Annotated in this window: 13 protein-coding genes; all 13 read left to right on the top strand. The window is 39.9% G+C overall.

Annotation, left to right across the window (positions count from 1 at the left end; all coding sequences use genetic code 11):
* The first annotated feature begins 18 nt into the window (after positions 1-18).
* The 13 genes from FYJ59_RS11540 to FYJ59_RS11480 all read left to right on the top strand — a co-directional run bounded on the left by FYJ59_RS11540 (position 19) and on the right by FYJ59_RS11480 (position 13773).
* Positions 19-1587 (top strand): flagellin N-terminal helical domain-containing protein, encoded by a 1569-nt coding sequence (locus FYJ59_RS11540; protein WP_154497411.1) that lies wholly within the window; start codon positions 19-21, stop codon positions 1585-1587.
* A gap of 65 nt (positions 1588-1652) precedes the next feature.
* Positions 1653-2111 carry a flagellar assembly protein FliW gene (gene fliW, locus FYJ59_RS11535; protein WP_154497409.1) on the top strand — a complete coding sequence of 153 codons (459 nt, stop codon included), beginning with the start codon at positions 1653-1655 and terminating at the stop codon, positions 2109-2111.
* A gap of 1 nt (position 2112) precedes the next feature.
* A complete protein-coding gene (gene csrA / locus FYJ59_RS11530; RefSeq protein WP_154497593.1) occupies positions 2113-2331 on the top strand; it encodes a carbon storage regulator CsrA in 219 nt (72 codons plus the stop codon).
* A gap of 147 nt (positions 2332-2478) precedes the next feature.
* Positions 2479-2931 carry a flagellar protein FlaG gene (locus FYJ59_RS11525; protein ID WP_154497407.1) on the top strand — a complete coding sequence of 151 codons (453 nt, stop codon included), beginning with the start codon at positions 2479-2481 and terminating at the stop codon, positions 2929-2931.
* 17 nt (positions 2932-2948) lie between these two features.
* Entirely contained in the window at positions 2949-5087 is a 2139-nt protein-coding gene (gene fliD / locus FYJ59_RS11520) for a flagellar filament capping protein FliD (RefSeq protein WP_154497405.1), read from the top strand.
* A gap of 1 nt (position 5088) precedes the next feature.
* Complete coding sequence (fliS, locus tag FYJ59_RS11515) at positions 5089-5475, top strand: flagellar export chaperone FliS (protein WP_154497403.1); 387 nt, start codon at positions 5089-5091, stop codon at positions 5473-5475.
* Positions 5475-5948 (top strand): flagellar export chaperone FlgN, encoded by a 474-nt coding sequence (gene flgN, locus FYJ59_RS11510; RefSeq protein WP_154497401.1) that lies wholly within the window; start codon positions 5475-5477, stop codon positions 5946-5948. Before fliS ends, flgN begins: the two co-directional genes overlap by 1 nt.
* A gap of 120 nt (positions 5949-6068) precedes the next feature.
* Complete coding sequence (locus FYJ59_RS11505) at positions 6069-7292, top strand: ATP-binding protein (RefSeq protein WP_154497399.1); 1224 nt, start codon at positions 6069-6071, stop codon at positions 7290-7292.
* 457 nt (positions 7293-7749) lie between these two features.
* The gene (locus FYJ59_RS11500; protein ID WP_154497397.1) at positions 7750-8577 is read left to right on the top strand and encodes a flagellin N-terminal helical domain-containing protein; all 828 of its coding nucleotides are present in this window, start codon (positions 7750-7752) and stop codon (positions 8575-8577) included.
* 74 nt (positions 8578-8651) lie between these two features.
* A complete protein-coding gene (locus tag FYJ59_RS11495) occupies positions 8652-9323 on the top strand; it encodes a hypothetical protein (RefSeq protein ID WP_154497395.1) in 672 nt (223 codons plus the stop codon).
* Complete coding sequence (locus tag FYJ59_RS11490; protein WP_154497393.1) at positions 9310-11172, top strand: glycosyltransferase; 1863 nt, start codon at positions 9310-9312, stop codon at positions 11170-11172. The genes FYJ59_RS11495 and FYJ59_RS11490 overlap by 14 nt, the downstream gene beginning before the upstream one ends.
* An 18-nt stretch (positions 11173-11190) precedes the next feature.
* Positions 11191-12537, top strand: coding sequence for a bifunctional glycosyltransferase/class I SAM-dependent methyltransferase (locus FYJ59_RS11485; RefSeq protein WP_154497391.1), 1347 nt, complete (start codon positions 11191-11193; stop codon positions 12535-12537).
* A 63-nt stretch (positions 12538-12600) separates the two neighbouring features.
* On the top strand, positions 12601-13773 hold the full coding sequence (locus FYJ59_RS11480; protein WP_154497389.1) for a UDP-galactopyranose mutase: 1173 nt from the start codon (positions 12601-12603) through the stop codon (positions 13771-13773).
* The last annotated feature ends 328 nt before the right edge of the window (positions 13774-14101 follow it).

Genomic DNA, 14101 nt, shown 5'->3' with positions numbered 1-14101 from the left:
GAAAGGACAAGGACCAAAATGAGAATTACGAACAAGATCATGCAACGTAATAATCTGTCCAATATCAATACGAACAAAGTATATCAGGATAAACTGAGCACACAGATGTCCACCCAGAAGAAGGTGAACCGCCCTTCCGATGACCCGGTGGTATCGATCCGTGCCCTGCGCCTGCGAAGCAACGTAACGGAAGTGACCCAGTATTACAGCAAGAATATCCCCGATGCGGAGAGCTGGCTGAACGTGACGGAAGATGCACTGAAGAATCTGACAGAGATCATCACAAGCATGATCAAACAGTCTACGAAAGGCTCCAACGGAGACCTGAAGGCAGAAGACCGCCAGATCATTCTCGAACAGTTGAAAGCCCTTGGAGATGAAGTCTACAGCACCGGCGATGCCGACTACGCCGGACGCTATGTGTTTACCGGATATCGTACCGATACTTCCTTAAGCTTTGACAAGGAATACAACACGGAATACAATATCACCGAGCAGCTGGGCAACAGCTCCATCACTAAGCTGACCAAGGTAAATACCGGTAAACTGCTGGATATCACCGCAGCGAATTATAAAGATGCGGGCTTTGATAAGATATCAGAACAGGATGTCAAGGCCAAGGAGGTATATCGTATTCAGCTGTCCTATAATGACTGTAAAAAGAACGGCACTCTCTCCATTTCTTTTCAGAAGAAACAGGCGGATGGCAGCTATCAGGAGGTAACATGGCCGGATCAGAATACCCACCAGCCGGCCATTGAGGAAATTTCCTCTACCGCGGATCCCTACAGCAAGGTAGCCGGTAACCCTGATGCTATCGTGTATGTACCGGAGACCGGAGAACTGCTCCTGGGCGAGAACCGCTACAAGACCCTGATGGATTGCAAGGATGATCCTGCCACTTCCGGTAAAAATGAGGGTGAGATTCAGGTAACCTATCAGAAGAATCACTGGGTGAAGGGAGATCTGCGGCCGGAGCATTACTTCAAGTGTGATGCCACCGTGGATGGCAAGACAATAAAATATAATGAGAAATATACACAGGATGATGAGGACAGACAGGTGATCGAATATGATGTGGGCTTCAATCAGACCATCCGTGTAAATTCCACTGCAGATGAGTGCTTCCAGCACGGAATCGGCCGTACCGTGGATGACCTGGTACAGGCGATGCAGGATGTGCTGGATCTGGAGGCGGTGAAGACCAAGATCGAAGGTCTGCAGGAGAATGCTGCCGGCGGCGATGCGGATATCCTGAAAAAGCAGATGGAAGCCGTGGAAAAAGCACTGACTCTGTCCAAGGATAAGTGCCAGAAGCTGTTCGAGAGCAGCATTACCACCTTCCAGGGATATCTCGATGATGCCAACCTGTGCATCACTAACTGCGGTACCAGAAGCAGCAAACTGGAGTTGATCGAGAACCGTATGAAGAGCCAGAAGACTACTTTTGAGACATTAAAGAGTGAAAACGAAGATATTGATGTGACAGAGACCGCTATTAACTTAAAGAGTGCGGAGATGACCTACGAAGCTGCACTGATGGCTACCGGTAAAGTCATGCAGACCACACTTTTGAACTTTATCTAAGAGGATAGTGTAAAAAATACGGAAGTACCTGAAAGCTTGCAGGTACGGAAAGGCATAGGTATTCTATGAAGATTCAGACAAAAATATTTGGAGAAGTAGAGATCGCGGATAACAAGATCATCACATTTGATAAAGGAATCATCGGATTCCCGGAGCTGAAGCATTTCACCATGCTGCATGACGAGGAAAAAGGCAGCAGTGCCGGTATCCGTTATCTGCAGTCCATCGAAGAACCGGGATTTGCCATGCCTGTCATGGATCCTCTGTTAGTAAATCCGGAATATGATCCCGAGGTGGATGATGAATTACTTACCGGTGTGGGAACACTTACGCCTGAGAATATTCTGGTCATGGTGACTGTGACTGTGCCTTCCGATCTGACGAAGATGACCGTGAACCTCCAGGGACCCTTTGTCATCAATGTGGAAGAGCGTAAGGCATGTCAGATCATCCTCGAAGGCAACCAGTATCCCGTGAAATTCCCCATCTACGATATCCTGAAAACCAGAAAGGCGGGTGAGTAAGATGCTGGCATTGTCCCGTAAGAAAAACGAAGCGATCATCATCAACAATGACATCGAGATCACCGTCCTGGAAGTGAAGGGCGACCAGGTCAAGATCGGTATCTCCGCTCCCAAGGAAGTGCCCATCTACCGCAAGGAAGTATACCTACAGATCCAGGAAGCCAACAGGGCTTCGGTGGATGCGGACGGTATGGAAGCACTGAAGAATCTGTTAGGATAAGCAGAAGATAAAATTGGAAATTAGCCATAGGAGGTGCAAAATTTTGCAGCTCCTATTAATTTTTCGAGAAAAGTAACCGATAAAAAGCTTAGAGAACAAAGGTCGTGCGCCCACGGAAGGCGCTTTTATCACACGGAGGTGACCATTATGACCATAGAACCGATTTCCAGTATCATGACAGTGCAGGCACAGAATACGGCCGCTGCCAAGAATGCAGCTACAAAAGTGACCGCAGAGGAAAACGCCTCTGAATACAATCCCGCCAATGTAAAGCCAATAGACAAGATCGATCAGACGACTGCAGTCGTCGAGAATGCCCAGGGCAGAGAACAGAACAATACTTCTGCCGATCCCAATGGGGAACAGCAACAGTCTATGACCAATGAGCAGATCAAGAAGGCGGTAGAGAAGCTGAACAAGAGCATGATGTCTCATTCCGAAGCGGTCTTCGGCATCCATGAGGCAACCAACCGCGTAACCATCAAGATCATAGATAAGGATACCAAAAAAGTGATCAAGGAGCTCCCTCCCGAGAAGACCCTGGACATGATCGCCAAAGTGTGGGAGTTAGCCGGTATCCTGGTAGATGAGAAGCGTTAAGTTAGGAGGAATACATTATGGCAATGAGAATGTCCGGCCTGATGTCCGGTATGGACACCGAAAGCATCATACAGGAACTGGTATCTGTCAAGCAGACCAAGGTGGATGATGCCAAAAAGGCACAGACCAAACTGCAGTGGAAGCAGGATGCCTGGAAAGAATTAAATACCAAACTGAAAAACCTGCAGGCAAAATATGTCGCTAATATGCGCTTTGTGTCTTCTTACAGCAAGAGGACCACAAAAGTATCCAACAGTAATGCAGTCAGCGTGATCACCGGCGAAAATGCGGTGAACGGTGTACAGTCTCTGCAGATCAACCAGCTGGCGAAGACCGGCTACCTCACCGGCGCACAGATCAAAGCTGCCGATGGTAGCAGCCTGACCGCGGCATCCAAGTTGAGTGATCTCGGCGTGACCGGAGAAGGTACTTTTAATATCACGGCCGGCGGTAAGAGTGTGGATATTACCGTAAATGGTGACAGTACCATTTCCGATGTGCTGAATAAACTGAAGGAAGCAGGCGTTAATGCCAATTTTGATGCGAAGAACCAGAGATTCTTCGTCAGCGCTTCCGCATCCGGTGCCGATAACGACTTTAGTATTACAGCTTCCGACAGTACCGGTGACGCAGCGTTAGCTGCACTGGGTCTGAAAGTAGGACTGACCGGAGACAAGGGAGATAAGGCAACACTTGCAAAATACCAGGAGTATGCGGCTTTCTATGTAAGCGGCGACGATGCAGCTACTCTTGCAAATATTAACAAGGATGGTCGCATCACAAAGGATATTGATTCCAAAGTAAGCAGTTACCTGGAACAGTATAAGTCCCTGCTCAGTACCAAGAGTGATGCACAGAAAAAGATTGATGAGATCAATGAAAAATATAAGGATTCCAGCCTGGATACTGTAGAAAACTATACGAAACAGTTGGAAGCAAAGCAGAAAGAGAAGACCGAGCTGGAAGAAAAGATCAAGAATCTGACAGATGGTGTTGAAAAAGATACTGCACAGAAGGAACTGGATACGCTGAATGAGGAGATTAAGGCATTGTCTGAAAAGAAGACGGATGCCCAGTCTCTGGAAAGCACACAGAAGAGCATCACCGATGCAGATACGAAGATTGCAGATATACAGAAGCATATTACTGTAACAGAAGGTACCGATGCGGACGGTAATGCAACTTATACCGCAGAAGCCACACAGAATTTGAAGGACCAGGTAAATAACAGCTATCTGTCTCAGGCAAAATACGCATCCGAAGTGATCACAGCCATCAATAACGGAAGCTATACGGCTACCGGGGCTACCAAGGTCAGCGGACAGGATGCCATGATCACGTTAAACGGTGCCGAGTTCACCGGAAGTACCAATGTATTCGAGATCAACGGACTGACCTTTACCGCCCTCAATGAGACGAAGGCCGGTGAAGACATCACCGTTACCACCGAAGATGATGTCGATGGTATCTATGATATGGTGAAGAGCTTCCTGAAGGAGTACAACTCCATCATCAATGAGATGGACAAACTGTACAATGCGGATTCGGCCAAGGGATATGAGCCTCTGACAGATGATGAGAAAGATGCGATGTCCGATTCTGAGGTAGAGAAATACGAGACCAAGATCAAGGATGCCCTGCTTCGCAGAGACAGTAACCTGTCTACCGTAAGCTCTGCACTGAAAGAGATCATGTCCGGTGGTGTGGATGTGAACGGTAAGACTATGTACCTCAGCGACTTTGGCATTGAGACACTGGGTTACTTCGAAGCAGCGGATAATGAGAAAAATGCTTATCACATTGCAGGAGATCCGGATGATGCCAATACCTCCGGTAAATCCGATGTGCTGAAGAGCATGATCAGCAATGATCCGGATACGGTCATCTCTTTCTTCTCATCATTGTCTAAGACCCTGTATACCAAGATGAGTGATCTGTCCAAATCTGTAGACGGATATCGCTCTTATGGAAGTTTTTATGATGACAAGAAGATGACTTCGGATTATAATGATTATAAGACAAAGATCTCCGAGCTGGAAGAGAAGCTGAACGATTACGAGGATAAATGGTATTCCAAGTTCTCCAAGATGGAGACGGCTCTTGCAAAGCTGCAGAGCAATTCCAGTGCGGTGACAAGCTTGTTAGGAGGATCATGATATGGCGTTACCTAATGCCTATGCGCAGTACAATAACAGTAAAGTGTTGACAGCTTCCCCTGCGGAACTGACACTGATGCTCTATGAAGGAGCTATCAAGTTCTGCAATATTGCGGAAGTGGCAATAGAAGAAAAAGATATTGAGAAGGCACATAATAATATCCGTAAGGTGCAGAATATCATCGGATACCTGCAGTCTACCCTGGATACGAAATATCCCGTAGCACAGGATTTCATCAATATTTATGACTACTTGGTCAAAAGATTGGTTCAGGCAAATGTCAAGAAAGATAAGGAAATCCTGGAAGAGGTCAATATGCATCTTCATTCTGTACGAGATACATGGAAGGAAGTCATGCGCATCAACCGTGAGAAAGGGGCTATCTGATGGAAAGTCATCTGACGATATTATCCGAGAGTCTGGATCGAAAGCTGGAAGTATTACAGAAGATTCAGGAATATAATAAACGCCAGGAAGAAATCTTCTCCGCAGAGAAGGTGGATATCAGTCAGTTCGATGCTGCAGTGGAGGAAAAACAGCACCTGATCGATGAAGTGGTACGTCTGGATGACGGCTTTGAAATCATGTATGAAAAGCTGGCGAAAGAACTGGAAGGCAACAGACAGCGTTACGCAACACAGATTAAGGAGCTGCAGGCCAAGGTAGCCAAAGTGACAGAACTCAGCATGTCCGTACAGGCGCAGGAAGCCCGGAACAAGAAGCTGGTCGAGCACTATTTCGCCAGAGAACGTGCCGGAATCGGCCAGAGACGCAAGAGTGCCAAGAGCGCCTTTGACTACTACAAGAGCATGAGCGGCGCCGGATATGTACCACCCCAAATGTACGACAATAAACAATAAATACAACGGATGAAAGGAAGCAGATAGAAATATTTGCTTCCTTTTTTAACATGTTGATTTTTTATAAAACTTCGGCTAAAATATAATAGAAATGTAGATTAGCCGAAGAGGGTCGCAAATATGAATTATATAAAAAGAAATCTGGAGAATGTAGTAAGTCAGGCAACAAAGGAATATCCGATACTCCTGGTAACGGGACCGAGACAGGTAGGAAAGACGACAATGCTCCAAAAACTGATGGAGGGAACGAATCGAGGATATGTAACGCTGGATGATTTAAATGAACGAAATATTGCTAAGACGGATCCGGAACTGTTTTTACAATTGCATAAGCCACCTGTATTGATTGATGAAGTTCAATATGCACCGGAATTATTTACTTATATCAAGATATATGTGGATAAAAACCATGAACCGGGGGCGTTTTGGCTTACGGGATCACAGGTGTTTAAATTGATGCGGGGAGTGCAGGAGTCATTGGCGGGAAGAGTAGCGGTACTTTCACTTACATCCCTGTCACAGGCAGAGATATCCGGAGGGACGATGAAACCGTTCACGGTAGAACTGGAGGATTTAAGTGAAAGGCAGAAAGAGAGAGAGGAAGCGGATACAAAAGGCATTTTTGAACGAATCTATAGAGGTTCTATGCCGGCTATTGTAAGCGGCATTAACAGCAACAGTCAGCTTTTTTACAGTAGTTATTTGTCCACCTATATTGAGCGGGACGTAAGAGAACTGTCAGATGCCATAGATTCCCTTAAATTTCTCAGGTTTATTACCGCGGTGGCTGCAAGATGCGGTCAGATGGTTAATGCGGCAGAGATTGCCAGAGATGCAGATATCAATCAGACACAGGCGAAGGATTGGCTGACAATTTTGGAAACACTGGGAATTATTTTTTACCTACATCCGTATTCCAACAATTTGTTAAAGCGTCTTGTGAAAACACCAAAATTGTATTTCTATGATACAGGCCTGGTGTGCTATCTGACAAAATGGAGCAGTGCGGAAACGCTGGAATGCGGCGCTATGAACGGAGCAATTCTAGAGAATTATGTAGTGGCAGAAATTCGAAAAACCTACCTGAATTGTGGAAAAGAGCCGTATTTGTACTATTATCGTGATAAAGATGCCAGGGAGATTGATATTGTCCTGGAACATGATGGAATATTGAATCCGATTGAGATTAAGAAAACTGCAAATCCCGGAACAGAGTTGGTAAAGGTATTTGAATTACTCGACAAGGCATCAACACCTCGTGCTAAGGGCGCGGTTGTTTGCATGAAACCGGGACTTAGTGCGATTGACAGAAATAATTATATTATACCGGTTTGGATGATCTAAAATACGGCCCCTGTCGGAATATCAGACAGGGATTTTAATCATTCTAAAAATGTTTTACTCAGGTGTTTCGCCATTGATTTCAATGCATGAAAAATTGGAAGTCTGACTTAGAACATCCAAACATTCAAAAAGGAAGCAAGTACGCCACTCAGAAATACATAAGTAAACAAGTGGTAAAAAACTGCTTCCTTTTCCTATACTATATAGTGGAAAAATAAAAAAGTCAAATATTTTTTCAAAAAGGGGTTAAGTTTCTAAAATACTCTCCGATATACTTAACAAGTAAAGCAAATAAAAAGCTTACCTAACAACTTCTTCCAAATCAAAAGTTTCGCACGCCGGAGATACGGAAGACAATGGCGATGAAAGTAAAGGGAAGTGCGAGCCCGGAGCAGACATTGCCAAAGCAAACAACGGAGCGCAGGGAAGCGCTCGTCAATTCAAGGAGGAATATATTATGGTAGTACAACACAATCTTACAGCTATGAACTCTAACAGAATGTTAGGCATCACCACCAAGACTCAGGCTAAGTCTACTGAGAAGTTATCATCCGGTTACAAGATCAACAGAGCAGCAGATGATGCAGCAGGACTTTCTATTTCCGAGAAGATGAGAAGACAGATCAGAGGTCTGACACAGGCTTCTGCTAACGCTCAGGATGGTATCTCTGCAGTGCAGACCGCTGAAGGCGCATTGACCGAAGTTCATGATATGCTTCAGAGAATGAACGAACTGGCAGTTAAGGCGGCTAACGGAACTAACCAGTCTGAAGATCAGTCTTATATTCAGAAGGAAGTTGATCAGTTGGTAGCAGAAATTGATCGTGTATCTCAGACTACAACTTTCAATGAGAAAAATCTGTTGGATGGATCCTTTAGTGCTGTTGATTTACAGGTTGGATCAGAAAGCAATAGCGGAAATAGAATTTCTGTTACCATTAATGCAATGAGCGCATCTGGAATTTCTGTTAACGGATTAGCAAGTAGTGGTGTTACAAGTGTATCTAGCGCACAGAACGCCATTAGCACTATTAAGAGTGCTATTAAAGCAGTATCTGAACAGAGATCTAATCTTGGTGCTATTCAGAACCGTTTGGAGCACACCATTAACAATTTGGACAACGTAGTTGAGAATACTACAAGTGCTGAAAGCCAGATTCGTGATACTGATATGGCTACAGAGATGGTGAAGTATTCCAATAATAACATTCTGGCACAGGCAGGTCAGGCTATGCTGGCACAGGCTAATCAGTCTAATCAGGGTGTATTATCCTTACTTCAGTAAGATTTGTAAAACAGCTATCAATAGAAAAAAGGAGTTGGCGTATGTCAACTCCTTTTTCTGCAATAGGAGTTATTATGCAGATTAAAGAACAGCATGAAAAAAAAACAGAACTATATAAAGAAATAGATAAGAAATTGCAAGATACATCATTTGAAAAAATTATTGAAATCCAACGATGGATGTTAAAATCGAAACAATATCAACTTTTAAAAACGAAAGACAATAAATTATTTTTTTTTGATAGCTTCTGTAGAATATGGATAGAAGAAAAGAAAAGAATGCTTTGTGTTGAAGAAGAAAAAGACATTTTTTGGAGGACTCATAGCATAGAAGAAATAGAATCCAAATATTATGATATTTTATTCGCTATATTACGGGTTGAAAATAATGCTATAAAACAAGATATTCAACAGGGTATTGATAAAATCATAGAAGAGGAAATAAGTGGAATTGCAATAGGCTATATACTGATGGTAGAAAGCAAATGTAAAAAAGAAAATGTTATTTCAATAAGCCAATTATTAGCACAAAAAAATGAATATATAAAAGCAATAGAACTATTACAATATGCACAGTCATGTATTTCTCAGGATGATGACTTTATTTTGGCGGAGGCTGATTGTTGGATTACAATAAGACAATGGAATCAATCACTAAATTGTCTAAAAAAGATATCTAATCCTGATAGAGATATATTAGAGATAATACATAATATAGAACGGATTAATGAAAATGAAAAATTATAACGAGAATAAAATATGTTTTATTATTTGTACAGATAATCAGAAGCAATTGGATGAATGCTTGATGTATTTGAAATTATTAGAGGTACCGCAGAAATACGAAATAGAGGTTTTGACAGTAGCGGGTGCAAAATCAATGGCATCTGGATATAACGAAGCAATGAATTCGTCGGATGCACGTTATAAAGTATATATGCATCAAGATACTTTTATAATAGAAAAAAGTTTTATTAAAAAGATTTTAGATATATTTAAAAAAGATAATACAATTGGAATGATTGGTGTTATCGGTACAGAAAAACTCTCAAAGGATGGTGTGATGTGGCATTCTCAGAGATGTGGAAATTTTTATCGCTTAAATGAAAATGGCAATACAGAAAACGGCAATATTTTCATAAATAAAAAGAATACTGAAGTTGAAACAATAGATGGCCTACTTATGGTGACGAGGGAAGATATTCCATGGCGTGAAGATATTTTTGACGGTTGGTATTTTTATGATGCATCACAATCAATGGAATTTAGAAAAAGAGGATATAAAATTATAGTTCCTGCACAAAAATGCAATTGGGTTATACACATAAGTGGACATCCTAATTTTTATAATTATGAAAAATATAGAGAAATATTTGTAAAAGAATATTCTGATATGGTTGATAGCAATTATTTAAGAGTGTTGTTCCTTCACAGTAATATGATAACTTTAATGGGACTGCCGGCAAGCTTTATAAAATTGGGACACGAAGTAACTATACCCAAATATGAAGTGAGATTAAACGAATATTTTTTAGAAGATAGAGAAAGGATAGAAGAATTCCTTGAAGAAGGAAACTATGACCTTGTATGTACATATGATTTTTGCCCAAGTGTATCTGCAGCATGTCAAGAATATAATGTAAAGTATTTTTCGTGGGTGTACGATTCACCATTGCTGGAGTTATATACAGAACAGGCGTTAAATGAGTGCAATTACATTTCTGTCTTTGATAGAAAGCAATATGAACGTATGCAAGAAAGAAAAATCCCACATTTATTTTACCTTCCTCTGGCTGCAGAAGTGGAAACCTTTGGTAATGTTGTTGTTACCAAAAAAGATGAGCGGAAGTATAAAGCGGATATATCTTTTGTAGGGCGATTATATAATAAACGTGGTTTTGAAGAAATTTTTAGTAATGGAGAAAAGAAATATTTAGATGAAGCAGAAGGTGTTTTAAAAGAAATTCAATGCATATGGGATAAAAAAACGAGTCTATATGATAAAGTGTCTGATGACCTTATTAGTTTTGCAAGCAGTAAAGAATCCAACAAAACGTGGGGATTTTATTGTATAGATAAGAGATATTATTTTGAGAGCATGCGATTGGCTAGAAAATGTAATGAAATTGAAAGATTATATATTTTGAATGAACTTTCGCAAAAGCATCAAGTTGTATTATACACAGACAATACTGATAAAAAAATATTACCTAAAGTAATATTTAAACCATGGGTGGATTATTGGACGGAAATGCCAAAGGTATTTTATGTAAGTAAAATAAATTTGAACATTACTTCACGTAGTATTGAAAGTGGAATCCCTCAAAGAATATGGGACATTATGGCAGTAGGCGGATTTTGTTTAACAAATTATCAGCCGGAAATAGAGGAATATTTTGATATAGGTAAAGATATAGAAGTATATTATGACTTGAATGATTTGAAACAAAAGATAGAGTATTATCTATCTCATGAGGATGAACGAATCCAAATCGCTATTAATGGATACAAAAAAGTAAGAGATAAACATACATTAACAATGCGAGTTGAAAAAATGATGTCGTATATATTTAATAACAATATAGAAAAAATATGATTATATGGAGAAATCATAATGGGGAATGTGTCAGCAATTATTTTTGTAAATGAAGATATTAGCCAGGGGATAGCTACCATTGATAGTATTAGAACCTTTAATGATATCGACGACTTATCGGTTATCGTTGTAGATAACACCGATGGAGGAAAATTATTTCAATGGGCACAAGAACAATTAGATATTACGTATATATATATGGATGAGGGACCACAGACATTTTCGGAGATATTTAATGGTGTAATGTCGGAGGTAAAAATTGATAGTGATGTATTATTAATAGATGAAGGAATGACAATTGTACCACAGTGTTTGTCTACTATGAAAGCCATTCTTGATAGCGAGAGTGATATAGGAGCAGTAGGGGGCGTATCTAATGGATTCTGTGGATGTCAAAACAGGGCAGAATTAGCCAGTTATAGTAATGCTATTAATATGGCATTATCAATGGAGGCACTAAGAAAAAGAAAAAGAACACTTAATTTAGATTCAGCTGCGATTCTATGGAAAAGAGAAACAATAAGAGCCCTCGGAAAAATGGATGAGGATATTGGGGATAGAAGAACATCAATGCTTGACTATTGCATTCGGGCGACATTAACAGACTGGAAATTAATGATTTGTCCTGAATGTTTATGGTGGGATGTACAGAAAGGTTGTCGCGCGGAGAGGGAAACGCTACAGATTCAGAAACTCGAAAAGAAATGGAAAATGCATTACTTTAATTGGCTCCCTAATTATTGCTTGATTGATTTGATAGACAGAGAAGACTGGGAAAACTTTAATGTTTTGGAGGTAGGGTGTGATTGTGGTGCAACATTACTTGAGATAAAAAATATTTTTCCAAACGTGAATACATATGGTAGTGAATTAAATCCAAATGCTGCAAAGGTTGCAATGCATGTGACAACAATTCAAATCAATAATATAGAGGAGCAAACATTAAATTTTGAACAGACGAAATTTGACTATATTATTTTTGGGGATGTTTTAGAACATCTGAGGGATCCGCAAGCAGTAATTGAATTTTGTAGAAAAATATTAAAAGAAGACGGTTGCATTATTGCTTGTATTCCAAACATAATGCATATATCTGTGATGAAAGAACTGCTTAACGGAAGATTTGAGTATACCGAGACTGGACTATTAGATAAGACACATGTACATTTCTTCACATATTTTGAAATTGAGAAAATGTTTCAGCAGGCAGGGTATGAAATGGAAGTGGTTTCATCGAAAGGTATTTCTTTATCAGCCAATGATGAAATTTTGATGGAAGCATTGTTGGATTTATCGACGGAAACACAACGCTTCATGTATGAGACATTTCAATATATTGTGAGAGCGAGAAAAGATAAATTCTAAATAGTATATTAATACTTTAAAATGATACGTTGTAATTATTACTTTGGAGAAGGAGAAATAAAAATGAGATTTTTTGTTATGTGTCCGGCAAATATTGCAACTGGTGGTACAGAATTGTTACATCAATTTTGCTCACTGCTAACAAAAAAAGGTATAGAAAATTATATTGTGTATATTGGAGGGGATGGGATATTTCCAACCCCTGAAAGATTTTTTAAATATAATGTGAAATATGTTAGTGAGTATGTTGATGCTGAAGATTCAATTTTGGTGTTGCCGGAAACACAAGTACAGTTGGTTGATACATGCAAAAAAGGTATTGTGATGATATGGTGGTTATCCGTAGACCACTATTTTATGTCATATAATATTGAAAAAGAGAGAACAGATATTTTTGGATTATGTACAAGAAAGAATGTTATTCATTATGTGCAATCATATTATGCGGAAAAGTTTTTGAAACATGAGTGGAAAATTAAGGAATGTTACTATTTGCAGGATTATATAAATGATGACATTGTTGAATTAGCTAAAAATAATCAGGAAGCCTATGAAAGAAAAAATTATGTATTATATAATCCTAAGAAAGGATATAACAGAATAAAACCACTTATAGAAGCTAGTGCAAGCAGAACAGATATTAAATGGATACCGTTAATTAATTATTCTCCGCAAGAGATAACATTGTTAATGTTAAATGCGAAGGTATATATTGATTTTGGATATCATCCGGGAAAGGATAGAATACCAAGAGAGGCTGCCATTTCGGGTTGCTGTGTGATTACAAATAGAATGGGGAGTGCACAATATCGAGAAGATGTAAATATTCCGGATGAATATCGAATAGAGAATCAGGAAGATACAGCAACTGTATTAGATAAAATATATGATTTAATTGATAATTATGATAGTAGACGATCTTTATATGACGACTATAGGAATATAATTGTGCATGAGAAACAGAAATTTGAAAATGATTTACATGAAATGATTGAAAGAATGGAAATATTAACAAAAAATAGACAGACATCCAGTGAAATGTTTGATATGGAACAATATGAAAGTATTATAGATACAATGTATCAGACGTCGCTTCAAATCGAGAGAAATTTTGCTGATTTAGGTCGAGAGAACAGTGGAAATAGAAAGGATACAATAAATGCATTACTTGAAATAGATTCGATCATTAATTTAATGAAAGAGGCAGTTTATTCATTTATTAATGAAATAGTATAAAAGAAAGGGAATGGACAGAGATTCAGGACAGCTGTGATGCCTTCGTGGTAGGATCCGATCAGGTATGGAATTCTAAGTTTACAGAAGGGTCACATTGGGGGAATTTCTTCCAACTTGATTTTGTGAGGGATGACAAGAAGAAAATATCGTATGCGTCCTCCTTCGGACAGAAGGGATTAGAACCCCATACGGAAGAAGATCGTAAGCCCTCAATCATGAGTACTACCAAGCATAAAACCCCGCATTGCTGCAGGGCTTGAGATGGTTTTTTATATATTTAAACTGCACTTTGAAAATTTATTTCTTTTTATACCGGCTGGGACATTCC

It is taken from the genome of Waltera intestinalis (assembly GCF_009695995.1).
Lineage (GTDB): Bacteria > Bacillota > Clostridia > Lachnospirales > Lachnospiraceae > Acetatifactor > Acetatifactor intestinalis.
Note: the sequence above shows the minus strand (reverse complement) of the source record. Positions and strands in the feature narration are given on the sequence as shown.